We start from the raw sequence: 24,097 nt of genomic DNA, 5'->3' as shown, positions 1-24,097 counted from the left end.
TACAATCGCCAACTGGTTGAAGCGATGATCAAAGTGAAGGCGCTAAATAAGATCAACACCCTTGGTCTGCCTAAATATCAGTAAGTTAAGTGAGTTTATTAGAGAGCTGCATTTGATCAACAAGGCCATCCGGATACAAAAAGTGAGACTCCTCAACTTTAATTGTCGTACAACCAGTTAATAACAACACAATCAGCGAAACGATTGCTATAGAACCAAATTTCATTTTCACGATCCTTCTAGTAAAAAAACTACTATGGCACTGAAAAAGTTAAAAAACAAACAAAAATTATCGAAAAACGATAATAAATTAACTCATATCGAACATTTAAAGTCCTTCCTTTGAGATAAAGTATTGAGCAAAAGCGCTATCTCTGTTCATTCATTATTTCTCTAATTCTGTTTTGAGCGATTTTATTTGCGCTTGGCATTTATCCATAGGATAGTTAAGGCAAGCCTACTAAACGTGCTGTAACTAAATAGGATAATCATGAAAAAAGTTTTACTTGCCACCAGCTTAATTGTCACGTCATTTACTGCATTTGCAGCCAATTTAACCGTTGAAGAACTGCGTATTGAAAAAGCCAGCAAAGCCATGCCAAAGGTGTTGAGTGCTTTTTCTGATGAAGTAAACCAATTTGAAAAACAGTGGCAAGCTGCTGCTAGTTATCAGCAAGCAAGTGATCTTATTGATGATTACGCTAAACAATTATGGCGCGATGCCAAAGCACGTATAATTAAAACCAACAGCTTCGACGACCGAGAGCTGTATTGGGCTCGCTTACTTTCAAGCAAGATTATTCGTACCAGCAAACCCCAGTTTGCAATGACCAACAGTGAACAAACCGCGTTATTAACAATGCTCGAAAATGGCAGCCGTGGCCGCACCGACCTTGATTACAGTAAAAAAACCGACAAACGCATTTTAATTACTGGTTTTGATCCATTCTTATTAGATAGAAATATTAATCAAAGTAACCCATCAGGTGTTGCGGCATTATTACTTGATGGCCAAGTAATTAATTACAATGGCATTAGCGCTGAGATCAATACGGTGATGGTGCCAGTACGCTACGAAGACTTTGACCAAGGTATTATCGAATCATTACTTGCGCCATATTATGCACTTAACAATGTCGATATGATTGCCACTATCAGTATGGGCAGCAAAGACTTTGACCTTGAACGCTTTCCGGGTAAACGCCGCAGTGTAACGGCGCCCGATAACGCCAATATTGTGTATGGCGGCACAGCAACTGCACCGAAAATTTCGAGCCTTAACGACCGCCCTCTTCCGGGCAATGAATTTGTCACTTTTAGCTTACCAGTTAAGCAGATGCAAAAAGCCAAAGGGCCATTCCCAATCAACGACAATCATAAAGTCGTTACGCTTGAAAAAGCATTTGAGCCAAAATCACTTAAAGAGTTAGAAGGTGCGATTGCAGTAAAAGGCGGTGGTGGCGGCTACTTATCAAATGAAATCTCGTACCGTAGTATTCGCCTGCGTGATGAGCTTAATTCAGACATCCCTACAGGGCATATTCACACCCCACGTATTCAGCAATTTGAGCCCGAGACAGAAGCTAAAATTGTTAAGCAAATTAAAGCGATGCTGGAGCAAAGCTTAGTTGCAATTTAAAACGTTAAGCTCAGCTATTTAGTAATAGCTGAGCTTTTTCCAACTCACAATAAGTATTTATTGTGGGCCTGTTCCGCCATTCACTTTACTGCCCAAAGAATTTGGATCATCCAAGCGGTATGGGTAAAGTTGAACATCACCAAATACCGCAGCTCCGCTATCACGATATTGATCAGTTGCTGATCTTCCAGTGTAAATATTTCCTGAAGCACTAAAATAACCCGAGCCTTGATTCCAGTGCGGTTTTGCTGAATTTTCAAAGTAATTGTTTTCTACTAAAACCTCAGCGCCATTACCTGCACTAATTGAGAAGTAAGTAATGTTCTTCCAGTAATTATTAAACATATGCACACGTGAATTATAGCCATCGACTTTAGGATTTCGCCCTGCTGCTGTATCCCAAAAATTGTGATGCGCTGTTATTTGAGAGTTTCTGAATAAATGAGTATACCAATGCTGGTTAGCGCAAACTTGCGTGTTATGCCCGTAAAAACGATTCCAACTTAAAGTAACGTTTTGACTATTGTCTACATCAATATATCCATCACTTATTTTATTAAATGCCATGTGATCAACCCATACATGACTACTATCATCTATTGAAATAGCATCACCAGCTTCAACAAGCGCAGGGTTAATATCCTCAAGCATAATGTTCTTAATAATAATATTTCGTTGATTACTGATAACGAGGCTGGCACCAATTATTTTCGAGTTTTTACCTAACCCTTGCAGCGTTTTATTTGATTGCACAATAATACGTCTATCATTGCGGGTAACATTCACGGTTGAGTTTGAGCTACTTCCCAACTCACTACAGCTTTGATTACCAACAGGTATTCTGTACCAAGTTTTACCGTAATCACCCCATTGGCCACAATCAAGTGGGCAAGCTGGCACCGTTCTATTGGCGGTTCTACAATCAATCACGGTGTTATCTGGAACCTGAATAACCGCAGCAGAGCCAGAACTCAACGCCGTACTTAAATCATCACAGCTATATACTGTGATGGCTGTGTTATTCCCACCACCGGTCGTTGTGCTCAATCCATCTTGGCCTGCTTGAGATGCAAAGCCTATTAAGTCACTAGGAGTGGTTCCTGTAGTCCCACAGTCGCCATTTACTGGATTAATAAACCATCTTTGTGAACTGATCCCAGCATCATCATTTTGATAAACATTTGCAGTATTATTTGAGCCTGCAACTGTCAAAGATTTACCGGTTAACTTATTAACGATATTGAAGCCGCCCGATGAAGATGCTTTTAACAACCAACGTTGATTTGCTCCTTGCCAATCATCATAAGCAATTATATTTGCACCATTTGATTGCGATGAGTTCAACACATCAAGAACTTTATTATTAAATTTAGAGCGAATAATCCAATAGCCATCTGCTTCTTGAATAAGCTGAAACTTTTGGTTATTTCCACCCCAGTATTCGTAGCTAATAATATTCGGGGCTGAGCTAGAATCACTGGTATTTACATCAAGTGCAAGGCCAGACCCCCTATTAATTACAGAGTATACATTGCCAGATTCTGGCATAGCACTACATTCTCGTGCCTGTAAGGTATGTTGAGTAAAGCACAAAAGTACTATTAATGTTTTCACTAACAACTTAGTTGAGCTGTAAATCTTCAAGACTATCTTCCTTAACTATTTATAATATTAAATTACCTATAAAGATAGACTACCTGCATGTACCCAAAAACACAATTAATGTTTATTTTTTGTAAAAAAAACTAATAAACCATCTGAAAACTACATAGCTACAACTCCCGACAAAGTCTGTGTTATTTAAAGCCAAAAACTTAATAGCTGATTTTATCGCTAGCCATACTAAAGTTTGATACATAAAAATTGTAAAACTCTTGTTTATATCTAAACTTTAAGTATGAAAAATCATTAGGCCAATTATATGAAAGGTATCGTCTTTACCGAGTTTTTAGAAATGGTCGAAAATGAGTTTTCTTATGAGGTCGCAGACAAAATCATTGAAGAAAACTCACTTACTTCAAACGGCGCTTACACCAGCGTTGGAAACTACGACAATAAAGAGCTGTTAATGTTGGTCAGTTCATTAAGCAATCACATAAATAAGCCCGTTGATGAACTAGTTCATGCTTATGGTAAGTATTTGTTAAAGCGTTTTTTTGTTTTATTTCCACACTTTTTTGATAGTGTCGAAAGTACTTTTGAATTCCTTGATACCATTGACCAACACGTACATATTGAGGTTAAAAAGCTCTACAACGACGCTGAATTACCAAGCTTTGAAACTAAACGAATTAGCCAGAACGAAATGCAAATGTTTTATCGCTCTGGTAACCCATTTGCATGTCTAGCTGAGGGCTTAATTGAGGGAGCATGCGAACATTTCAATGAAGTTATTACCGTTAAAAGCGAGATTGAGGATAACTATCAATCTGCCACTTTTACTCTAACAAAAGAAGCTTAATGTGGATGAAGAACTCTATAAACGTAGAATAGAACGAGAGCGCCAGGCTCGAAAAGAAGCCGAAGCGCTTTTAGAACAAAAATCCTTAGAGTTATATGAAGCCAATATGACGCTAAAACATGCAGCCGAAAATCTAGAACAAGAAGTCATCATTCGCACCCAGGATTTAAATAAAGCCAAAGAGTTAGCCGATGCCGCCAACCAAGCTAAATCGATGTTTTTAGCGAATATGAGTCACGAAATCCGTACGCCAATGAATGCAATTCTAGGCATGGCCCACCTCGCCCTTGATACAGAATTAACCGACAAACAATATGATTACATTGAAAAAATCCAACTCTCGGCCAAATCACTGCTTGGTATTATCAATGACATTCTCGACTTTTCTAAAATAGAAGCCAATAAGCTCGAACTTGAAAACAGTGATTTTAATCTAAACAACTTTCTCGCTAACCTAGCTAATTTAGCCAGTAGCTTAATTGAGAAAAATAACATCGAAGTCATTTTTGAAATTGACGATGATATTCCTGAATTTTTAATCGGTGATGCACTTAGGCTCAATCAAGTTTTGTTAAATTTACTGAGCAATGCTATTAAGTTTTCAAACCAGCAAAATGTCACGCTAAAAATGACAAAGGAGTCACAAACCGATACCTCTATTTGTATTAAATTTCAGGTCATTGACCAAGGCATTGGTATGTCTCAAGAGCAAGTAAATACTGTGTTTAAGCCTTTTTCACAAGCCGATGTTTCAACAACACGTAAGTTTGGCGGTACAGGTCTAGGTCTTGTTATCAGTAAAAAGATCATCGAGCTTATGGGTGGTCACATTGAGGTAAAAAGCCAATTAAACAAAGGGAGTTGCTTTAGTTTTGATGTGTCATTTGCGCTATCGGGTATGCAAAGCTGCCACGACACAAACATTTTCAAACATAAGCGAGCTCTTATTATTGAGCAAAGCGGCCAACCTGAAGCTATTCTCCAAAGCATGCTCAACACATTAAGCATCAATGTAAAAACTATTGATTGCATGGATGAAAAACTCTCTGAGGTCGATATTAGCCATAGTTACGACTTTATTTTTTTAGATTGGCACGTTTTAAACTGTGAACAAAATAACATTTTAGAAAACCTCAAAAAACAGCTTTCTATCGACATTAAAAAAACCATTATTCTCGCTTCTTTTGAAAACCAAGAAGTTAAAGACACGCTAAGTACGCTAGATAAAACCGTTGAAGAAATACTTTTAAAGCCGATTATAAAAGGAAACTTACTAAAAACCCTTGAGCATGTGATGGGTATTGCCACGAAAAAAGATAACAGTGTCGACAACACATGCTTTAAAAAGCTCGCAGGCTCAAAAATACTGCTAGTTGAAGACAACCCACTTAACCAACAAGTCGCATCGCAAATATTGCGCTCAAATGGCTTTGTTGTTGATATTGCAGAAGACGGCATTGCAGCGATTGAAGCTGTAGAAAAAGGCTCTTTCGATTGTATTTTGATGGACTGCCAAATGCCAAGAATGGATGGTTATACCGCAGCGAATAAAATCAAACAGCAGTCAAAGTTTGCCCATATTCCAATCATCGCCATGACCGCCAACACCATGGAAGCCGACCTAACCAAAGCGAAAGAATCAGGAATGCAAGGTTACATAGCCAAGCCAATAGAAGTGCAAACCATGTTTGAGGTCATTGCAGAGCATTTAACGCAAAAGCAGCTGTAACTTCTAGTCAGTAAGCTCTATCATTTTTTGTTCTACTAATGAGTTATTTTGCTTACGAAACTCATTTGGGTTAACCCCTACAATGCTTTTAAACACACGGTTGAAAGTAGCAAGCGAAGAAAAACCACTTTCCATTGCAATACTGAGTATACTCCAATGAGTTGCTTCGTTTTTAAGTAGCAGCCCTTGCGCATGCTGTATTCGGTACTGATTAATAAATAAATTAAAGTTTGCGGCTTTAAAATGATAACGAATAGCCCGGCTGATCTTATACTCAGGTACTGCTAATGCTTGGGCAAAATCAGAAATTTTCAAATTAGTTTGCAAATATACCTGCTTATTTATCAGTGCTTCTATGCCAGTAATAAGCTCAGATTCTACCTCTTTATTGTCAGATTGTTCAGTCTGATTGGTAGCTTTCACTACCTTTTCAGAGTTCAACACTTCAATATCAGCAGCTTCAGGCACGCTGCTGTGGGCACGTTTTTGCAAAAACATCACTAACTGCATTGCAAGTACAATTAACAATGCAGATGAGGTAATTATAAGCGGTTCAAATTGTTGAAATTCACTTTCACTGAATAAAAACTTAGGCAGAATGCTGGCATTAAATACCGCTAAAAAGTAGCAACTAGCAAAAATATTTGCCTGCAACTTTTGCGTTTGCGTTTTCTCTTTATAGCCTCGTAATGCTTCCCAAAAAGAGAGCACCAAAATACTCGAAGATAGCAACACCGTTATTTCGGCCATACCTTGCTTTAAACGCCACATGAATTGGCTATCAGGGAAAAGCTCTACATCAATACTCACCAAATAATGCCAAGTTTGGTTAAACATAATTAAACCCGCAATAGCAGTTGCCACTGCAATATGCACCTTAGTAATAGGCTTTTTCTCTCGAAATAAAGTCCGTGAGATAAGCCAAGCCATATTACAAGTTGCGCAGGTAAATAAGCCGATTAAATAACTGTAAACACCAATACTTGGTGCACTGATTTTTTGCACCCCAACCATGCAAAGCGAACCGCAAAATACAGCAAACAGATAATGAATAAGCTTCTTCTCTTTTTTCATACCATTTAGCAGCATGAGCCCCATACAAACAAAAACGAGTAAGTAATAAGGGGAAGTATTTTGCATAACTCTACATACCTTAAATTGGGAGTTTGATGAATTATTTACCAATCAGATAAGTTTACTTTTTCAAGATCAACATAGCAAAAAGAGTTTGTTAGTGAATATGTCAAACCCTGTGTGAGCTCTCAAAAATAAACACAATATTTCATTGATCAAATTTCGAATTTGAGAAGAAATCTTGCTCTAGCCCTTTATATTAGCGGCATTAGAAAAATGTAATGGAATTGATGATGTTTAACAAAAATAGCAAACTCACACCTTTTAAAGCGCTCGAATACAGTAAAAAACTTTGGTTTATTAGCCTGCTAATGGCGCAAACTTGCTTTGTGATTTACCTCATTCTTGGTTATGGAATGACAGGGTTAACTAAAGGTCTATCAGGTTGGAACAGACTTAATAACACCGCCTATGTTGCTAATGATGCCACAGGGAATTTGATGTATGCAGTGCATGTGTTATTTGCGGTAGTGATGATCCTTGGCGGAAGCTTACAACTCATTGAAAAACTGAGGGCAAAATACAGAGCATTCCATCGCTACAATGGCCGTGTATTTGTTGTTTTAGCTTGCTGTATTTCATTTGCTGGCATGTATTTAATGATAGTAAGGGGCACCGTTGGTAATACCTTAATGCATGCGCTGACAATGTTTGGCGGCTTAGTGGTTATTGTATCAAGTATATTTGCAGTGAAAACTGCGCGGGCGCGTAACTTCAATGCCCATCAAAAGTGGGCTATACGGTTATATCTTGCGGCTAATGGTGTGTTGTTTTTTAGATTACTGATATTTGCATGGTTTTTAGTATTTGGCACTTTAGGCGTCGATACCGCCACATTCACTGGGCCTGCCGTGCTTGCTGTTAGCCTTTGCTCTTACTTAGTACCACTTTTAATAGCAGAGCTTGTTCGCTATGCAGCTCGTACAAATATTACGTTTATCACTATCGGCACAGCCTGTTTAATGACGCTAATATCAATCGTGTTTTTAATCGGCTTATTTGGGGTGACTTTGGCAAACTGGTACCCTGCGATTGTTGGCTAACTAACTCTCATACAATAAAGCCACCTAAGTTGGTGGCTTTATGATCTAATTTTACGTCACTATAAAATTAATACAGTTCAAATAGCGGACGACCGTTTTCGTCGTATTTCACTTCCATCACTCGAGCGTGGCGGTTTGGATCGTAAAGCGGATCTTTTACAATCTCTTCAAGTGGACGAGTGTCTGTTTTTGGCACTACACTTGGCTCACCAACTGCGTGTTCATAGTCACGAGCATGGTATATACACAGTGGCGTTTCACCATCTTCAGCCACTGTAAAACAGTTATGACCTGGTCCGAAAATGTTCTTTTCAACACTTGTTTCAAGCACAGGCATACGTGTTTTAGTCCACGAATTACGATCAAGTAAATCGCTGTTTTCATCGGCTTCCATATAGCCCATGCAGTAACATGCACCTGTTGCGCTTGCAGAGAAAGCAATGAAGATTTTACCGTTATTTTTAAGTACTGCCGGGCCTTCGTTTACCCAAAAGTCGACACGTTCCCAATCGTAATCTGGTGTCGTCAGCATAAACTGTGCTGTTTTTAACTTAATTGGAGATTCCATCTCAGCTAAATACAGGTTTGATGCAGCAAATTGACCGCCGGTTTTCTCTGCCCAGCAGAAGTAGCGCTTACCGTTATTTTCAAAAATGGTGGCATCTAAAGAAAAATCAGTGAACGACTTTTCATCGCCCTCAGCCGCTTGCATCATGCCAAGCTCAACCCACTCATCATTTAGCGGATCTTGGCCTTTACACTCAAGTACATACGGGCGTAATGCCCAAATATCATCTTCTTCACTGGCAGCAAAGTAGATATACCATTTTCCATCTAGGTAATGAATTTCAGGCGCCCAGATATGACGGCTCATCGGGCCGCTGTCATGTTTAAACCAAATATCAAAGGTTTCAGCGTCTTTTAAGCCCTCTAATGTCGCAGACTTACGAAGTTCAATGCGATCATAAGTTGGTACAGAACCGGTAAAATAATAAAAACCATCGCTGTGCTTATGCACAAATGGATCGGCACGCTGCTCTACTAACGGACTATTTGTTTGTAATGTCATCTTGAAACCTGATCGTTAAATTTTAATTTGTATTATTTTATTACTTTTTGGTAAGAATACAAATATAACATTATTTTTAACAGACAGTAATCATAAACCTTTCATACCTTCAAGCAGCACATTTGCATTATTCACTTCACGGCTCGTTTCAGAAAGTCCTACTTTTGTGGCGCCACCCACTAGCCAAATTTGGCCGTTTAACGTAACAGCCCCTAAACCGTGGCGTGGCGTTTGCCACTCGAAAGATTTGCGCCATTGCTGCTTAGACAAATCATAGCTAAAAACCTCACGATCAACTCCTTTGCTATGTTCACCGCCAAACACAGTGATAGCATTATCAATAACCGCTGCCGCATGCCCTGCTCGTGCTTTAGGGAGTGCTGCGTGTGCTTGCCAGCTGTTTGTATTGGGTAAGTATTCGAGCATGTCAGTGATAGGCTCACCGCCAACGGTTCTGCCACCTAGCACAAACCAACGACCGTTTACTTGAGCACTCGCCGCACTGTTTCTAGCCGAAGGTAGAGGAGCCGCTTCTGTAAATGTGAAGCTATTAGGATCAAAGACTAAATGCGCACTCACATCTAAACTATGTTGCCATTGTCCATTTTTCTCACTGCTTGGGCTGCGACCGCCAGCTAAATGCACTTTACCATTAAGCACGGCACCCACCGTTTCGCTTAATGCAAAAGGCAAACTCGCCACCTTTTGCCATGCTTTAGCACCTTTATCTAGCATTAGCACATCACGGCTATTGGTCCATTGACCTTGGCTATTAACAAAACCTCCAAAAGCAAATAGTCTGTTTTCTACTGCGATTAAATACGTGTGATGACGCCCTTCAGGTAAACTCGGGGCCGATTGCCAACTTGCATACTCAGGCGACCAAAAATGAACTTTTGCGGTCATCTTACCCGCTGATGCTGGCAGCTCGGTAGAGATACCTCCTGCAACCCAAATCTGTTGATTCATGACTGTAGGGTAAATTTCTTGTATAGCCTCAGGGAGCTTTGGTGCTAACGACTCATTTGCCGATAACGTATAAGGTAAACAAGTAATAGAAAATGCTAACAACAGTTTGGCTAAGCGCATATAAATCCTTAATAAGCAGTTGATTAGCTAAAGACTAAGCCAGCTGTACCTATTCGTACACTGCCAAATAGTCTTACTCGAACAACGATTACTATTCCTAAATGATATTAAATTGATATATTATAACAAAACATTCAACCGTATTTTGTTTAATCTTATTAAGGGTCACTACTATGAGCAAACTCCCCGTCACCGTGCTCTCTGGCTTTTTAGGTGCAGGTAAAACCACTGTGCTCAGCCATATTTTAAATAACCGTGAAGACAAAAAAGTGGCTGTAATCGTCAATGATATGAGCGAAATAAACATCGATGCAGCAACAGTTAAAAACGATGTTTCGCTTAGCCGCGGCGAAGAAAAACTAGTAGAAATGAGCAATGGCTGTATCTGCTGTACATTGCGTGAAGACTTACTCATTGAAGTACGCGCTTTAGCGCAAACAGGCCAATTTGATTATTTGGTTATTGAGTCAACCGGTATTTCAGAGCCCCTTCCTGTTGCCGAAACATTTACCTTTGCCGATGAAAATGGCGTGTCACTGTCTGATGTTGCAAGGCTTGATACCATGGTCACGGTCGTTGATGCCGTTAACTTTTTAAACGACTTTAACGAAGCCAAATTTTTACAAGAAACCAACGAGCATTTAGGCGAAGAAGATGAGCGAAGCGTGGCCGACTTACTCATTGATCAAGTTGAGTTTGCTGATGTCATTTTAATTAGTAAAACAGACTTAATTAGCGCCGATGAACTCAAGAGCTTAAAAGCCATTTTAAGCTCATTAAATACCTCAGCAGAACTGATTGCCATTGAAAATGGCCAAGTTGATATCAATAAAATTCTCGGCACGGGCCTGTTTAACTTTGAAAAAGCTCAGCAAGCACCTGGCTGGCTAAAAGAGCTACGCGGCGAGCATACCCCAGAAACCGAAGAATACGGTATTAGCAGCTTTACTTACGGGGCCCGCCGTCCTTTTCACCCTGAAAAGTTTTATAACTTTATTCATCACAATCAGCGCGAAGGCAAACTACTTCGCTCTAAAGGCTACTTTTGGTTAGCCTCTCGACCACAATTTGCTTGCCAATGGAATCAAGCTGGCGGCATAGCCCGCTATGGTTTTGGCGGGATATTTTGGAAAGCCTTACCGCAAGATCAGTGGCCAACAGATAGAGACTACTTAGATTCAATTAACCAAGTATGGCAAGAACCCTTTGGTGATATGCGCCAAGAGCTGGTTTTTATTGGCCAAAACCTCAATCAAGCAGCGATCATTCAAGCTCTCGATAACTGCTTACTTAGCGACGATGAACTATTAGCAGGCAAAGCGCTTTGGCAAACCCTGCCCGATCCATTTCCTGTTTGGGAGGAAGCATAATGACAGCCTACGCATTAGAACATGACACTGATAACCTACCATCAGCGGCAGCAACAGCGCTAAGCCCTGTGGTGTTTTCACAAATTTATAAACCTGAGCATAACATTGCAATTTGGCAGCGTAACTTAACTGAACAGCTGCAATCAGAAGTAGCTGAGAGTATTACAGCCAACCCAGAACTCAGTATTAACGCTGTGATCAATCAAAATACAATCATGGCTGACATAAATAAGGCCCTAGAAAAACTACCTCAAGCAAAAGAGCTTAAAGCCGACCTCGCTCAGCTTGTTGATATGTTTTGTTATTTATTTGAGTTAAAGCGCACCGGATTACGTTTAAGAGTTCTTGAACGTGCCATGTGCCCACGTTTTCATGTTGATAAAGTCCCTTGCCGGTTAGTCAGCACATATTATGGTAGTGGTTCGCAGTGGTTGCAAAATGCAGGACTTGATCGCACCAAACTTGGCGCTGGTCATCAAGGATTAAGCGATGAAGAATCAGGATTAATGACAGCAAATGCTAAAATTCACTCTCTAAATGTGGGTGATGTAGCCTTATTAAAAGGCGAAACTTGGCAAGATAACGAAGGAAAAGGCCTTGTGCACCGCTCACCAGCACTCGCTGCTGGCGAAAAACGGCTACTTGTAACCCTCGACTTTATTGCTTAATACGAGCGTACCAACTGCGTCTATTAATTCTAATAGGCGCTATTTCATTCAAGAACACACAACAACTGCTCATGGCTTTAAATTAACGAAAAGCATACTAAACGCACTTGCAATTGCTGATAGAGCAAACATCCTTAGTAACAAAATTAAGACATTCCCCGCACCACCAGCAAAAGTGCCTTTAAAGCTTAATGGGTAGCCATGAAAAACCATTAAATATAATACGTTAAAAAGCCCTACCCGCATCCCGTCAATTTCATGAGTATCACCATTTTTTAAGTGAATTTCACACACATGCAAAGTAGGTAATCTAACTCGGGGTTCGCCAAACTTTCGTTTGCGTTTTAGATCCATCGTATAGTGAAATAACACCTCTGCGATTTCATTTTTAGCAATTGTGATGGGACGATTTTGGTGCTTTTTAAACGTCAACTTATCAACTTTAAGCTCATCCTTGCTTATGCTCATTGCCCATTTAGAACCAAAGCCATACTTCTTGTAAGTCATGATGCGTTTGGTAATAAACACCAATAAAAAGCTTGTAAGGCAAATTAAAAAAGCCAACCATGGTTTAACAGCATCTACTAAATAAAAACTAGATAGTGAAATTGCGCATACCATAAGCGCAAAAATCACTTCGGCCCATCCTGATAACGTCGCTAAGCCTGGCAAAGACTCTAGTTCTGTTAATGAATCTTCGGTTAGTGATGATTTTCCTTTAAAGGCTGCATATCGAAACCATTTTTTATCATTTAAATCCAGTTCCAGTAAGTGCTTAGCCATAGAACCCATAAACATCCCTTTTAAAATAAAGCTTAATAAGAACAACTTTCGTTGTTCCTTAAACTTATACACAACCCGACCTTACGAGTAAATACTAAAAGAACTAATAAGTTAGGTTTAACTTGGCATATAATAAGTTCAGTAATTAATCAAAAACGAGCTAAACTACGTATATTAAAGAAATTAATTTGTGTGAGTTGATATGGAGCGCATTTTTCAAAATAGCCGGTTTTTAGTTATTATCGCGATTCTCACCACGGCCATTTCATCGTTACTCGTTTACATTGCCTGTGTGAATATCGTTTTCAATGTTGTTAAAGTCACCATCACCGCGCTACCTGACTCAGCAAAAGGAGGAAAAGAGTTAATTGTCGAGCTTTTAAAAATTCTCGACCTATTACTCATCGGTATTACTCTCCAAGTCATTACCATCAGTCTGTACCGGCTATTTATATCGCCCTCAACAACAAAAAGCAGCCAGTTTTTGGCCGCCTTTCATATCGAAGATTTTCATGACTTAAAAATTACTTTAGTGCAGGTAACATCTGTGATTTTGGTGATTCTGTTTTTAGAACACGCCGTTGAGTTTGGCGGCACAATAGAAACCCTCTACCTTGGTATTTCTATTGCGATTGTGGTTGCCGCCTCGACCTTTGCATGGCGCTCAATGAAATAGTGAACACTCACATACGTTATGTTTATTTTTCAGGGTAACGTAGCTTATATTGCTCTTTCATCGCGGCATTAAACCGCTCAAGTAAACTGCCCTTTTGGGGTTCTTTAGCCAGTTCGAGCAAATCAATTTTTAAGTGGTTATGTTCATTAAATTGGCTAGCAAACGTGCCCATCATTGCTGATTCAAACTTACCATCAGTGAGCAGTTCAAGTACCTGATTACCAAATTGAAACGCCTCGTACTCATTAAGTAGTGTTAAAAAATCACTAAATGATGCGCCCGATAAGTTACTCTGCGTTTTAAATGCACTTAAGTAACCTTTTGCTAATAAGTTTTGCTCTTTAAAGGCTAGCTGAAATTGGTATGCATGGCGGGTTTCGTGTAATAAAAACGCTAATGGCGCATAAACTTCCATCTCTTTGAGCTTATCTGGATTTAAATAAACTAATCCTGCACCTGGGTAACGTACATCAAACACAAAATTAACTGCTCTTTGCGGATACAAGGTGTTATTTATCACCAAGGTTGGTGCTGTAATAGCAAAGCTTTTAATTTCAATTGCAAACACCTCTGGTAGTAAAGCCATTCGCTGCTCAAACGATAGCGCTTCCCAGTTCATTAACTTTTTATAAAGCGCTTTATTTTGCTTTAAGGCGTTGACCAGTTTTTCTGCATCAAGTTGTCTTTGCTTATGTGCTTGCTCTAACCAAGGAATATTAGATTCACTGAGCGCGTATGCTGTTGGCGTTTGTTTTTGCAATGCTTCATTAGCATAAAACTTTGCAGGTTCTGCATAGACAAAGCAAGATAAAGCTAAACAAGCGCTTGAAAATAAATGGGTAAGTTTCATGGTGTGATTTTTATCGATAATTTATTGCCTAGATTTTACTAGCTTATGCAATAGAATTAAACGTCTTCAATTTTTTAAAAAGGCGTAACAGCTTATGTTACGCCTTTAAATTTAAGCCCTAAAGTGCAAGCGCTAATATTTGCTTAACTTTCGCTAAATCAATATCACCGTGTTCACCTAGCGTAGTTAACTCATTCTTTTCTAAGTTATTAACAACCGCGTCGATTGCTTGTTCATCAAGGTCATAATCAGCAAGGCGTGTTTTCACAGCCATTGCTTCGAAGAAGTCTTGCACTGCTTTAATCGTTTTATCGATTTGTTCAGCTTCATCGCTATAATTAAAACCAAACACTCGCTCACCAAGCTGCTGAATTTTAATAGACTTCTGCTCTTTTTGAACATGCATTAGTGCAGGTAAAACTATCGCCAGCGTTTGTGCGTGATCAAGATTGTAAAGGGCTGTTAATTCATGACCAATCATATGTGTAGACCAATCTTGCGGTACACCCTGACCAATCAAACCATTAAGTGCCATTGTAGCCGACCACATAACATTGGCTCTAACATCATAGTTTTGTGGCTCGCTCAGCGCTTTAGGTCCTTCGCTGATCAAAGTTTGTAAAATACCTTCTGCAAAGCGGTCTTGTAATGGTGCATTTACTGGGTAAGTTAAGTACTGCTCAATAACGTGTACAAACGCATCTACAACACCATTACTTACTTGGCGCTCAGGTAACGAAAAAGTATATTCAGGATCAAGTACTGCAAAAACTGGTTGCACACTCGGTGATGAAAAAGCACGTTTCTGCGACGTCTCTTTTTTAGTAACCACTGAGTTGCCGTTACTCTCAGAGCCAGTTGCAGGTAAAGTTAATACTGCACCAATAGGAAGCGGGTTACTAAACTCAGCACCTTTAACAAGGATATCCCACGGCTCACCTGCAAAGTTATAAGCTGCTGCAACAAACTTAGCGCCATCAATAACACTGCCACCGCCAACAGCTAAAATAAAGTTAACATTATGCTCTTTAGCACTTGCCACAGCTTGCATCAGTGTTTCGTATGTTGGGTTAGGTTCAACACCACCAAACTCTATAACATCAACATCGGCTAATGCACTCATTGCTTGGTCGTAAACGCCGTTTTTCTTTATTGAGCCACCACCAAAAAGTAATAGTACTTTAGCGTTTTCTGGTAAACGTGACGTGATCTCACTCATTTGACCTTTACCAAACAAAATTTCGGTTTGATTTTTATAAATAAAGTTCAACATTTAAATGCCCCTTAAATTAGGTTTAAATTGCTAATTAGCTAATTTACTTAGCTAACATTTCTAAAAGTTTTTCTGCTAATAATTTATCTGAAAACGGGTTTTGCCCCGTAATCAGTTCGCGGTCAACAACCACATTAGGCTGCCACTCACTAGCGAATGCCATATTTCCACCGGCGTTTTCCATTGCCATAGCTGGATAAAACTTAAGCTTTTTACCTTCTAAACTGCTTTCAAAAACACGCTCTTCAGGGTCTGAAAAAATAGTCATTTTATAGCCGTCATAAATCCAGTTGTTGGCCGCTGCCTTTTCGCCATCTTTTATTGCTTAATAATAAGAATTTGGCTGAACTTGTGCCGACAACAACGTAATTGGGCCATGGTAAATTGCCGCTGTTGGTTTACCTTGCTTATTAAAATGACGCAAAATCTCACCCACTTCTGGGTTGTTTGCTAAATCAATTAAAGGTGCATGGCCTCCAGGGATAAACACAGCCTCATATTGGCTTAAGTCACCCGCTAAAATTTCGCTCAAACTCGCGGTATCATTGATATCAGGAAGTGATGCTACAAAACGCTGAATGCTCTGCATTTTAGCTTCATCACCATCAAAGTAATCGGTGCTCACTGATTTTTTATCTACTTGAGGCGCATTACCTTTAGGTGTTGCAAGTACAAGCTCATAACCCGCATCAACTAATGCTTTTGCTGGCACACCAAACTCATTTAGGTAGTAGCCTGTTTCGATGCTCTGGCCGTCAGCTAAGTCCATGGTTGTTTCACTTGATAAAATAACCAATACTTCGCCTTCACCCGCCACTGCAAACATCGACATAGTTGATGCAGCAACAAGCGTTAGTCGCTGTAATATCTTTTTCATAACTCATCCTCTTAGAAAGTGAAGCTATCATAGTGGGTTTGCGGGGCGAATAGAATTCGGATAAATTAAGAGGAGCAATCAGAATATTTATGGCTCGTACAGTTACATGTCTTATCTCACGCAATTAAAAACCTTTGTTGAAGTTTATCGTTGTAAAAATATTACGAAGGCTGCGGCTAATTTAGGCTTATCTCAGCCTTCAGTGACTTCTCATATTCAAGCAATGGAGTCAGTCGTTGGTAAATCTTTATTTGAGCGCAAAGCCCGCGGTGTTACTCCGACCGCTGCAGCACATGATCTAGCGCTGCAGGTTTCTGGTCATATCGATATATTAGAGCAAAAAATCATGTCGATACGGGCACGTTCTGATGCCGCGCATGGCACTGTTAATATTGCAGGACCTGCCGAATATATTAGTAGTGTATCGGGGCCACAAATTGCCAGCTTACTGCAATCTGGCAATGTAAATCTTGTTCTGCATATTGGTAATAAAGTGAGAATTTTTGATGCCTTGCAATCAGGTACTGCAGATATTGCTATTGCCGCATCAGCGCCTGATCCAGCACTATTTGATAGCCTTGTGCTCGACAAAGAAAAGCTCATTTTGGTGATGAACCGTTTACATGGCCGAGAAATCAAAGACAGCGCCATTACCGCAGATTTACTCTCAAGCTACAATGTCGTTGCTTATGATGAAGAACTGCCTTTGATAAGACAATACTTTGAAGCTGTATTCAACGCAAAATGCCACTCAAACGTCATTGCTATTTGCCCAGATATACGTGCTATTAGCAATATTATTCGTTCAGGTATTGGTTATTCTGTATTACCCGATTACCTTTGTCGCGATCAGATAAAAGCCGGGGAGCTTGTGCAACTAGGGCCCGAAGGCCCAGAAAACATAATTTACTTAGTTTGGAACAAAGGGGCATTAAAACACCCCCGTATTGCATTTGCCAAAGATGTTATTTCGGCCTTTGCAAATATTAATTACTTTGCAAACTAAGCAAGGCTTGCTTTGCGTCTAGCAGTTTTACTCGTGGGGCAAGCGCATTTAGTGCGATTAAATGTAGCATTTCAGATACTGTGGTACACACATCTGTTAAAACTGCCACATCGTACTCTTTAGCTTGCTCTGAGATAGCTGTATGAGTTACACAGTTTTGCGTCATCATACCTGCGATCAAAAGTTTTTTAATACCATGCTGCTTTAAAACATCTTCTAAATTAGTTTGATGAAAGCTGTCTGCATAGTGTTTTACAACCACAGGGGCTTCTGGTGCTGCATTTAAAATATCAGGATGAATATCAACACCTTCTGTACCTTCATTAAAAAATGGCGCTAAACCCTGAGAAGGATCAGCAACATGCTGAATATGAATAGGTAAAACCCCGCGCTCTGTGGCTTGTTTTATCACATCGACGAGCTGATCTTTTACTTGTTTAGCCTGCCATAAAGGAAACGCGCCATCCTCAAAGTAATCACTCTGTAAGTCGATAATTAGTAATGCTGTGTTTGTCATTGTATAAACCCTTTTTCATTGTATTGACGCCTAGTTTGCTGAATTTTTAACGTATCAAACAGTGACCCAAACACCATTTATCGATAATATTGGGCCAAAGTGTTTGATAAGGCTTTACCATGAATGTTGCAGTATTAGCATTTCCAAATATCAGTCCATTTCACCTTGCAGTACCATGCATGGTGTTTGGTGAAGGCGCTCGCTCAGCTGGTATTAAAGAATTTAACTTAGCAGTGTGCAGCGAAAGTAAAGCTGTAATGCCCTCAAGCGCGGGGTTTGATATTCAAGCGCATCACTCAATAACAAAGTTTGATCAGGCAGATATTATAATTATTCCGTCTTGGCCATCACCTGAAACAGCCCCCTCTAAAGAATTAGCAACCAGTTTGCTAAACGCGCATAGCCGTGGCGCTATAATTGTAGGGCTTTGTTTAGGCGCTTATGCGTTAGCGCACATTGGGCTTTTAGATAATATTGAAGCAACTACCCACTGGGCATACAGCGATGACTTCAAAGCGCGCTTTGCAAAAGTGAAACTTAACAATCAAGTGCTTTACCTTGAACATAATCGGCTATATACATCGGCAGGAACAGCGGCAGCCATTGATTGTTGCTTATATTTAGTTCGCAAATTTTTAGGAAGCGAGCAAACTAATGCTATTGCCAGAATGATGGTAACTGCGCCGTATCGCACTGGCGGGCAAGCACAATTTATTGCCCTACCCGTCCCGCAAAATGTTGCTGATGAGCGTTTAGCAAGCTTGCTTGAACAGATGCAAAAAAACTTAGCTAGCAACCATACGATTGATACACTCGCAGAGCAAATGCACATGAGCCGACGCACCTTTACCCGCCACTTTCAATCGCTTACTGGACAGAGCGTTGGGCAGTGGCTGTTAAATCAACGTTTAAACCACGCGCAGCGACTTCTTGAGTCAACTGATTTACCTCTAGAACATTTAGCCGAGCAATGCGGCTTTGGCTCATCTGTTACTTTACGTCACCATTTTCGCTCTCAGTTTGGTTTATCACCGCGAGACTGGCGTAATGCATTCCGCCAAGCATGAAGCTTAGGTATAATTAGTTTTTCGACTCGATTTTGGTTTTTAAATGAAAAAGCTTTCTAAAGTACAATTAAAACAGCAAGCCCTTGTATTAAATGTTGCCGATGCCCTTGAAGAGCAAGGTCGTGCAGAACTTGAAGGCATGTTGCAATGCTGGTTTGATGTGGAATACCACTTATTCCCAGGCTCATTGCTATTATGTTTTCAATTTGAAAACCAGCAAACACTCGATGCAGCGACCCCAGAGCTATTAAAATGGCAAAAACGCCTAAGTGGTGCAATGCTGAAAAAAGGCGTGATTTTAAAAGACATGCGCAGGCATTTAGTGTTTACCCTAAAAGGCCCAGACGATTAAATGAGGTGAGTTGCGAGTTAGCAAGTTAGCAAGATTGTAGCAGCGATTTTATATCGCGTAGGAATGATCACAGGTGCTAGGTGCTAGCAGCATTGTATTGGTTTTGGGTAAGCAGAAGCGGTTAAGCAAAAAAACGCCTGACCCCATTTTTCTAACTATCCAAAATAACGCTTGAACAATCTGGGGCATAAAAATTTTTCTGCCCCCTCATCAAATAGCCAATTACCGGGATATTGAATAAAACAAAAGGCATGGTCAATGAAGTAAGCCATTTCCTTCAAATAATCTTTCGATTCTTTGTTTTTAAGCCCCGTCGAGATTCGGACATGAATTAAGTCTTTACGTACATCCTCATTAACTCTGAAATAAACACTTGTCCCAGCTTCGGAATAATACTCGGTGGAAAATGCATTTCCTTCAATTTCCCATTCAGCTTGATGCATTTGCTTTTTAGTTGCCACACCTTTTAAAAAGCTCCGGGCTACTTTCATGTTTCGACTAAAGCTTTCCCCAGACCTAAAACGGGATAATTTTACACAGCTTTCTAATAAGTATCTTTTTATCAAGTATTCTTTATTTTTGTCTTTCTTAATTACTTCTAATTCTTTTAAAACGTTCATATTAAAGGCATCTATTTGATGCGAGATGATTTGTAATTGGTATCTGTTTTTCGCTTGTTCAAGTTCAATCAAGCATTAACATATTTACCGCCAATTAAGTTAGGGTCAAGATAATAATCATCAGATATTATCTTTTTACTATGATTTTAATGACTTGCCGTGGACTCTGTTTAAGATTTCGCGCGAAATAAGTTTCACGCCTACAGTAACGTGTTTAGTCATAGCGATGTGCAGACACAATAAACTAAAAACTTATAGCTTAAAGCTCTTTTGATTTAATCTGATTTCTAACGACTGATATCTAATATCTTCTAACGCCTCCTACACCTCGTATCTCGTCCCTCGAAACTCGTATATTTCCCTTTCAAACTCGCTAACTTTACTCTCGCAACTCGCGGACTCATTCCACACCCATTTGCTTCACATGCTCAACCAGCTCAGGGAAAAACGTTAAAAACACCGCGTCTAATTGTTGGTAGTGGCGGGCTATATCGTCAGCGGCTCCTGCAAAGTTATTAGCAAAGCGAATACGCTTGGCGATGTTATCAAGGGCAAGGCCGACCCCATCGAGTGTTTCATATTCTTTAAACCAATCATTGTTGGTCATACTAGTCACAACTTGCTGCATACGCGAAGGCATCATGGCTTGCCTAGCATTTAAAAGCCCATAACTGTGCTGTTTGAATTCAGCTAATGGTTGGTCATTAAACCGCTGCCAATGCTGAATTAGAAAGTGATCGAACGCTACATCAATGGCGACACTTGCAAAGCGTTTACGTGCTGGCGAAAAGTACTGCTTAGCCTCTTTTACAAGGGGATGTGAGTCAGTAAACCTATCAACCAAATAATGATTTTCAAGGCCATTTTTAACCGTATTGGGTAACTGCGCAGAATACCGACGCCCACCAAAGTCCCCCAGCAAATTACCAAAATGTGAATCAGCCGTCGGTTGTGCTAAATAAAGGTGAGCCAAGTAGTTCAACGCATTCTCTAAAAAAAGTCATTTTATGCATTGTAAAAGAATACAGGTGAAAGGGTCTAGGGGCACGAGTTGCGGATTAGCAAGAGTGTAGCGGCGATTTTATATCGCGTAATCCACTGAATACTCACAAAGAGGAAAAGAGACGCTGCGCTTAAGAGGAATTATTAAAAAATTGATGGTTTTGTTGGGTTACTCATTCACTTCTCATTGTCTTCTCTTTGTGCAAAAAAATATTGAACCACAGAGTAAACCGAGGCGCTTCGCGCTACACAGATAAAACTGTAAATTACGCGGGGTAAACCCGCTGCTACCTGTTCAGCGTTAAAACGCCTCCTACACCTCGCATCTCGCTAACTTTTCAATCTGATAGCTGACGGCTGAAAGCTGATGGCTCCAAACGTTGAGTTTCACCCCGCTCTAACCAACCTACGAGCTAATGAATCAAGCACTGTAGGTCGTCATTTATGGCGACACATAATCGCTAACATTGACGGGCTAAAGCCCGACCTACATCTTGCTTCTGTGGTTTAGATAAGCATCGCGCGAAATAAATTTCACGCCTACGGGTATGCATTTCACTGAAACTGCGTGCAGGCTGATCTGACTTATAGCTTAAAGCTTACAGCTCTGTTGTTTTAATCTGACTTCTAACGACTGATATCTAATATCTCCATTTTTTCGACGTTAAAACGCCTCCTACACCTCGCATCTCGCTAACTTTTCAATCTGATAGCTGACGGCTGAAAGCTGATGGCTCCAAACGTTGAGTTTCACCCCACTCTAACCAACCTACCAGCTAATAGCCATACAAATAACTCACCTTTATGACTTTAAATTAAATGCCAACATGACAAGAGCCGATATGATCGCAGAAAGAGAAATTAACCGCATAATCAAAATAACTATATTACCTGCACCGCTTGAAGTTGTACTTCTGAATAGTAGCGGGTATTCGTGGAATTTTAAAAGGTACAGCACATCAAAAAGACCTACTCGCATACTATCTAGCGTAACAACATCGCCACTTTTTTGATGAATTTCACAAGCGTGTAAATTGGCCGTTTTTTCGTTCACAATATGACCACTTCTACCGTGAAAAGTATAATTAAAAATGATTTCTTGAATATCGCCCTTAGCGATTTGCAAAACTTTTGAAGCTTTGCCCTCTATTGCTCGCCTATCTATTTCGAGTGAGTCTTTAGATATACTCATAATCCACTTACGACCAAATCCAAATTTGTTATAAATCACAATTCGCTTGATAACAAATACACAGAGATAACAACTCACACAAGTTAAAAAAGCAGGTATCGGCTGCATCGTTTCTTGAAGCACTAGGCTCATTACAGCAATAGCGATAGTCATAAAGAAAAATAAAAATTCAGCTCCGCCCGACAGCACAGCTAGGCCCGGTAGCGACTTTAGTTTTGTATTAGAGTCTGCTTGTAAAACTGTCTTTTCATAGAAAGTTGAATATCTAAACCAAACTCGGTCGTTCAGGTTTAAATCTAGGGAGTGCTTCGAAAGTGGCTGATTATAATCCATTATTTAAGTTTCCATTTTTAAAACACAATTTTGCCATTACTTTCCTATTAAGCCAACCTATGTACTTGATAGTATATTTACTTTACCTTCATGTACTAAACTAACTGCCCAACAAAGTTAACCATATTGTGCGCTACAATTGGAAAAACAAGGCTACCAGTACGCTCTCTTAACCACAGCAAAATAAATCCATAACTCCCAGTTAGTACGATTCTGAATGCAGACAAATGCCACTCACCATCTATATGCATAACCCCATGAACTAGACCAAATAATAAAACCAAAAGTAACCCTGCAATGTTTATTGGCGAGCCAAAAAAGTTAATGCGCGATGAAACAACAGCCAACGAAAAACAAAATAATAAAACCCCTCTAAACATTGGTTCTTCATCTAACCCAGGAATAAGAGCTTGATAGAGTAGCGTTTCAAAATCGAAATTTGGTCCGTTACCAAGGCTAAGCGTTACAATAATCTGCAACGCAACAAACAGGGTTAAAACAACGAGTGCAGGCTTAATAGAGCCTTCATTTTGTCTAAGAGTAAAACCAGCGTCCTTGATTTTAAAGTCACTTTTAAAAGCAGCTAATAAAGCCAAAACCAAAGCCCAAAGAGTAATAGCGACGATTTTACCTGACCAATTCCATTTAAGATCTGTAAAGAGTAAATCTAAGGAAATGAACTCTTTACCTTTGAATAAAGCTAAGAAATAACAAAATAGAATTAACAGAGTAGCAAGCAGCCAAGTTAAGTTTATAGTTACTTTACTGAATGCTTTTAAAATTAAAACGAGTAACAGAACCACGCCTAAATTGGCGAGTATTCCAAAATACATATCTGGCATAACCGTCCTTGGTGAGCATGCAGCCCAAACTTTATTATTGTTTAATTTCTATGATAAACACAAAAACAACCTATTAAACAGATATTTGTTTGAGTTCAAATTCACATTGAGCATATTTTTATTTTCAAAGTATATGAACCACAAAGTACACTGAGGCACTTCGCGCTACACAGAGAAAAACAGCATTTAAAAATAATATTCACAAAGAGGATAAGAGACGCTGCGCTTTAGAGGAAAAAACAAAATACTCTTTTGGTTTATCTCATTTACTTCTCATTCTTTTCTCTTTGTGAAAAAAATATTGAACCACAGAGAGCACCGAGGCACTTCGCGCTACACAGAGAAAAACAGCATTTAAAAATAATATTCACAAAGAGAATAAGAGACGCTGCGCTTTAGAGGAAAAAACAAAATACTCTTTTGGTCTATCTCATTTATTTCTCATTCTTTTCTCTTTGTGAAAAAAATATTGAACCACAAAGTACACCGAGGCACTTCGCGCTAC

At 39.6% G+C, this 24,097-nt stretch carries 25 protein-coding genes; 10 read left to right on the top strand and 15 right to left on the bottom strand.

Annotation, left to right across the window (positions count from 1 at the left end; genetic code table 11):
* Positions 1 to 85: 85 nt before the first annotated feature.
* A complete protein-coding gene (locus L1266_RS20275) occupies positions 86 to 226 on the bottom strand; it encodes a hypothetical protein (protein WP_235378237.1) in 141 nt (46 codons plus the stop codon).
* Positions 227 to 490: 264 nt separating this feature from the next.
* On the opposite strand from L1266_RS20275, the gene L1266_RS20270 reads away from it, so the two are divergent.
* Complete coding sequence (locus L1266_RS20270; RefSeq protein WP_235378236.1) at positions 491 to 1,639, top strand: hypothetical protein; 1,149 nt, start codon at positions 491 to 493, stop codon at positions 1,637 to 1,639.
* Positions 1,640 to 1,696: 57 nt separating this feature from the next.
* On the opposite strand, the gene L1266_RS20265 is transcribed toward L1266_RS20270, so the two are convergent.
* Positions 1,697 to 3,283, bottom strand: a complete 1,587-nt coding sequence (locus tag L1266_RS20265; RefSeq protein WP_235378235.1) for an RICIN domain-containing protein — start codon at positions 3,281 to 3,283, stop codon at positions 1,697 to 1,699.
* A 277-nt stretch (positions 3,284 to 3,560) separates the two neighbouring features.
* Here L1266_RS20265 and L1266_RS20260 point away from each other — a divergent pair, with 277 nt between their 5' ends.
* Complete coding sequence (locus L1266_RS20260; RefSeq protein ID WP_138599878.1) at positions 3,561 to 4,100, top strand: heme NO-binding domain-containing protein; 540 nt, start codon at positions 3,561 to 3,563, stop codon at positions 4,098 to 4,100.
* 1 nt (position 4,101) lies between these two features.
* Entirely contained in the window at positions 4,102 to 5,829 is a 1,728-nt protein-coding gene (locus L1266_RS20255) for a response regulator (RefSeq protein ID WP_235378234.1), read from the top strand.
* Between the two features lie 3 nt (positions 5,830 to 5,832).
* Here the strand turns inward: L1266_RS20255 and L1266_RS20250 are convergent, their stop codons facing one another.
* Positions 5,833 to 6,969, bottom strand: a complete 1,137-nt coding sequence (locus tag L1266_RS20250) for a helix-turn-helix domain-containing protein (protein WP_235378233.1) — start codon at positions 6,967 to 6,969, stop codon at positions 5,833 to 5,835.
* Positions 6,970 to 7,196: 227 nt separating this feature from the next.
* Here L1266_RS20250 and L1266_RS20245 point away from each other — a divergent pair, with 227 nt between their 5' ends.
* On the top strand, positions 7,197 to 8,006 hold the full coding sequence (locus L1266_RS20245; RefSeq protein WP_235378232.1) for a DUF2306 domain-containing protein: 810 nt from the start codon (positions 7,197 to 7,199) through the stop codon (positions 8,004 to 8,006).
* Between the two features lie 67 nt (positions 8,007 to 8,073).
* On the opposite strand, the gene L1266_RS20240 is transcribed toward L1266_RS20245, so the two are convergent.
* Positions 8,074 to 9,075, bottom strand: a complete 1,002-nt coding sequence (locus tag L1266_RS20240) for a family 43 glycosylhydrolase (protein ID WP_058585593.1) — start codon at positions 9,073 to 9,075, stop codon at positions 8,074 to 8,076.
* 90 nt (positions 9,076 to 9,165) lie between these two features.
* A complete protein-coding gene (locus L1266_RS20235; RefSeq protein ID WP_235378231.1) occupies positions 9,166 to 10,164 on the bottom strand; it encodes a Kelch repeat-containing protein in 999 nt (332 codons plus the stop codon).
* A gap of 173 nt (positions 10,165 to 10,337) precedes the next feature.
* Between L1266_RS20235 and zigA the strand changes: the two genes are divergently transcribed.
* Both zigA and L1266_RS20225 read left to right on the top strand, forming a co-directional pair.
* On the top strand, positions 10,338 to 11,534 hold the full coding sequence (zigA, locus tag L1266_RS20230; RefSeq protein WP_235378230.1) for a zinc metallochaperone GTPase ZigA: 1,197 nt from the start codon (positions 10,338 to 10,340) through the stop codon (positions 11,532 to 11,534).
* Complete coding sequence (locus L1266_RS20225; protein WP_235378229.1) at positions 11,534 to 12,202, top strand: DUF1826 domain-containing protein; 669 nt, start codon at positions 11,534 to 11,536, stop codon at positions 12,200 to 12,202. The genes zigA and L1266_RS20225 overlap by 1 nt, the downstream gene beginning before the upstream one ends.
* Positions 12,203 to 12,271: 69 nt before the next feature.
* Here the strand turns inward: L1266_RS20225 and L1266_RS20220 are convergent, their stop codons facing one another.
* Positions 12,272 to 13,057: a hypothetical protein gene (locus L1266_RS20220; RefSeq protein ID WP_235378228.1), complete on the bottom strand. Its 786-nt coding sequence runs from the start codon at positions 13,055 to 13,057 to the stop codon at positions 12,272 to 12,274.
* 130 nt (positions 13,058 to 13,187) lie between these two features.
* Here L1266_RS20220 and L1266_RS20215 point away from each other — a divergent pair, with 130 nt between their 5' ends.
* On the top strand, positions 13,188 to 13,661 hold the full coding sequence (locus L1266_RS20215; RefSeq protein ID WP_054551913.1) for a YqhA family protein: 474 nt from the start codon (positions 13,188 to 13,190) through the stop codon (positions 13,659 to 13,661).
* Positions 13,662 to 13,683: 22 nt separating this feature from the next.
* Here L1266_RS20215 and L1266_RS20210 read toward each other — a convergent pair whose 3' ends face one another.
* From L1266_RS20210 to L1266_RS20195, 4 genes are all read right to left on the bottom strand, one after another.
* On the bottom strand, positions 13,684 to 14,511 hold the full coding sequence (locus L1266_RS20210) for a hypothetical protein (protein ID WP_187489978.1): 828 nt from the start codon (positions 14,509 to 14,511) through the stop codon (positions 13,684 to 13,686).
* A 118-nt stretch (positions 14,512 to 14,629) separates the two neighbouring features.
* Complete coding sequence (locus L1266_RS20205; protein ID WP_054551915.1) at positions 14,630 to 15,784, bottom strand: iron-containing alcohol dehydrogenase; 1,155 nt, start codon at positions 15,782 to 15,784, stop codon at positions 14,630 to 14,632.
* A gap of 43 nt (positions 15,785 to 15,827) precedes the next feature.
* Positions 15,828 to 16,052 carry a hypothetical protein gene (locus tag L1266_RS20200; protein ID WP_235378227.1) on the bottom strand — a complete coding sequence of 75 codons (225 nt, stop codon included), beginning with the start codon at positions 16,050 to 16,052 and terminating at the stop codon, positions 15,828 to 15,830.
* A gap of 57 nt (positions 16,053 to 16,109) precedes the next feature.
* The gene (locus tag L1266_RS20195) at positions 16,110 to 16,661 is read right to left on the bottom strand and encodes a DJ-1/PfpI family protein (protein ID WP_235378226.1); all 552 of its coding nucleotides are present in this window, start codon (positions 16,659 to 16,661) and stop codon (positions 16,110 to 16,112) included.
* A 106-nt stretch (positions 16,662 to 16,767) separates the two neighbouring features.
* Between L1266_RS20195 and L1266_RS20190 the strand changes: the two genes are divergently transcribed.
* Positions 16,768 to 17,667 carry a LysR family transcriptional regulator gene (locus L1266_RS20190; protein ID WP_235378225.1) on the top strand — a complete coding sequence of 300 codons (900 nt, stop codon included), beginning with the start codon at positions 16,768 to 16,770 and terminating at the stop codon, positions 17,665 to 17,667.
* Here L1266_RS20190 and L1266_RS20185 read toward each other — a convergent pair.
* Positions 17,648 to 18,184 (bottom strand): cysteine hydrolase family protein, encoded by a 537-nt coding sequence (locus L1266_RS20185; protein ID WP_166339219.1) that lies wholly within the window; start codon positions 18,182 to 18,184, stop codon positions 17,648 to 17,650. The genes L1266_RS20190 and L1266_RS20185 overlap by 20 nt on opposite strands.
* Before the next feature lie 119 nt (positions 18,185 to 18,303).
* On the opposite strand from L1266_RS20185, the gene L1266_RS20180 reads away from it, so the two are divergent.
* Both L1266_RS20180 and L1266_RS20175 read left to right on the top strand, forming a co-directional pair.
* Positions 18,304 to 19,251 (top strand): GlxA family transcriptional regulator, encoded by a 948-nt coding sequence (locus L1266_RS20180; RefSeq protein ID WP_235378224.1) that lies wholly within the window; start codon positions 18,304 to 18,306, stop codon positions 19,249 to 19,251.
* A 43-nt stretch (positions 19,252 to 19,294) separates the two neighbouring features.
* Complete coding sequence (locus L1266_RS20175) at positions 19,295 to 19,603, top strand: hypothetical protein (protein ID WP_054560743.1); 309 nt, start codon at positions 19,295 to 19,297, stop codon at positions 19,601 to 19,603.
* Between the two features lie 155 nt (positions 19,604 to 19,758).
* On the opposite strand, the gene L1266_RS20170 is transcribed toward L1266_RS20175, so the two are convergent.
* The 4 genes from L1266_RS20170 to L1266_RS20155 all read right to left on the bottom strand — a co-directional run bounded on the left by L1266_RS20170 (position 19,759) and on the right by L1266_RS20155 (position 23,592).
* The gene (locus tag L1266_RS20170; protein WP_235378223.1) at positions 19,759 to 20,295 is read right to left on the bottom strand and encodes a hypothetical protein; all 537 of its coding nucleotides are present in this window, start codon (positions 20,293 to 20,295) and stop codon (positions 19,759 to 19,761) included.
* Positions 20,296 to 20,623: 328 nt separating this feature from the next.
* A complete protein-coding gene (locus L1266_RS20165) occupies positions 20,624 to 21,205 on the bottom strand; it encodes an acyl carrier protein phosphodiesterase (RefSeq protein ID WP_235378222.1) in 582 nt (193 codons plus the stop codon).
* Between the two features lie 822 nt (positions 21,206 to 22,027).
* Positions 22,028 to 22,750, bottom strand: coding sequence for a hypothetical protein (locus tag L1266_RS20160; RefSeq protein WP_194442777.1), 723 nt, complete (start codon positions 22,748 to 22,750; stop codon positions 22,028 to 22,030).
* A gap of 95 nt (positions 22,751 to 22,845) precedes the next feature.
* Complete coding sequence (locus tag L1266_RS20155; protein ID WP_138599863.1) at positions 22,846 to 23,592, bottom strand: CPBP family intramembrane glutamic endopeptidase; 747 nt, start codon at positions 23,590 to 23,592, stop codon at positions 22,846 to 22,848.
* Positions 23,593 to 24,097: the final 505 nt, after the last annotated feature.

Source organism: Pseudoalteromonas sp. Cn5-37 (assembly GCF_021532495.1).
Classification (GTDB): Bacteria; Pseudomonadota; Gammaproteobacteria; order Enterobacterales; family Alteromonadaceae; genus Pseudoalteromonas; species Pseudoalteromonas simplex.
Note: the sequence above shows the minus strand (reverse complement) of the source record. Positions and strands in the feature narration are given on the sequence as shown.

Coding starts and splice junctions, on each gene's coding strand:
- L1266_RS20205 (WP_054551915.1), bottom strand. CDS start 15,784: ATGTTGAACTTTATTTATAAAAATCAAACCGAAATTTTGTTTGGTAAA.
- L1266_RS20155 (WP_138599863.1), bottom strand. CDS start 23,592: ATGCCAGATATGTATTTTGGAATACTCGCCAATTTAGGCGTGGTTCTG.
- L1266_RS20200 (WP_235378227.1), bottom strand. CDS start 16,052: ATGACTATTTTTTCAGACCCTGAAGAGCGTGTTTTTGAAAGCAGTTTA.
- L1266_RS20160 (WP_194442777.1), bottom strand. CDS start 22,750: ATGGATTATAATCAGCCACTTTCGAAGCACTCCCTAGATTTAAACCTG.
- L1266_RS20190 (WP_235378225.1), top strand. CDS start 16,768: ATGTCTTATCTCACGCAATTAAAAACCTTTGTTGAAGTTTATCGTTGT.
- L1266_RS20195 (WP_235378226.1), bottom strand. CDS start 16,661: ATGAAAAAGATATTACAGCGACTAACGCTTGTTGCTGCATCAACTATG.
- L1266_RS20225 (WP_235378229.1), top strand. CDS start 11,534: ATGACAGCCTACGCATTAGAACATGACACTGATAACCTACCATCAGCG.
- L1266_RS20270 (WP_235378236.1), top strand. CDS start 491: ATGAAAAAAGTTTTACTTGCCACCAGCTTAATTGTCACGTCATTTACT.
- L1266_RS20240 (WP_058585593.1), bottom strand. CDS start 9,075: ATGACATTACAAACAAATAGTCCGTTAGTAGAGCAGCGTGCCGATCCA.
- L1266_RS20180 (WP_235378224.1), top strand. CDS start 18,304: ATGAATGTTGCAGTATTAGCATTTCCAAATATCAGTCCATTTCACCTT.
- L1266_RS20185 (WP_166339219.1), bottom strand. CDS start 18,184: ATGACAAACACAGCATTACTAATTATCGACTTACAGAGTGATTACTTT.
- zigA (WP_235378230.1), top strand. CDS start 10,338: ATGAGCAAACTCCCCGTCACCGTGCTCTCTGGCTTTTTAGGTGCAGGT.
- L1266_RS20275 (WP_235378237.1), bottom strand. CDS start 226: ATGAAATTTGGTTCTATAGCAATCGTTTCGCTGATTGTGTTGTTATTA.
- L1266_RS20250 (WP_235378233.1), bottom strand. CDS start 6,969: ATGCAAAATACTTCCCCTTATTACTTACTCGTTTTTGTTTGTATGGGG.
- L1266_RS20245 (WP_235378232.1), top strand. CDS start 7,197: ATGTTTAACAAAAATAGCAAACTCACACCTTTTAAAGCGCTCGAATAC.
- L1266_RS20210 (WP_187489978.1), bottom strand. CDS start 14,511: ATGAAACTTACCCATTTATTTTCAAGCGCTTGTTTAGCTTTATCTTGC.
- L1266_RS20215 (WP_054551913.1), top strand. CDS start 13,188: ATGGAGCGCATTTTTCAAAATAGCCGGTTTTTAGTTATTATCGCGATT.
- L1266_RS20175 (WP_054560743.1), top strand. CDS start 19,295: ATGAAAAAGCTTTCTAAAGTACAATTAAAACAGCAAGCCCTTGTATTA.
- L1266_RS20235 (WP_235378231.1), bottom strand. CDS start 10,164: ATGCGCTTAGCCAAACTGTTGTTAGCATTTTCTATTACTTGTTTACCT.
- L1266_RS20260 (WP_138599878.1), top strand. CDS start 3,561: ATGAAAGGTATCGTCTTTACCGAGTTTTTAGAAATGGTCGAAAATGAG.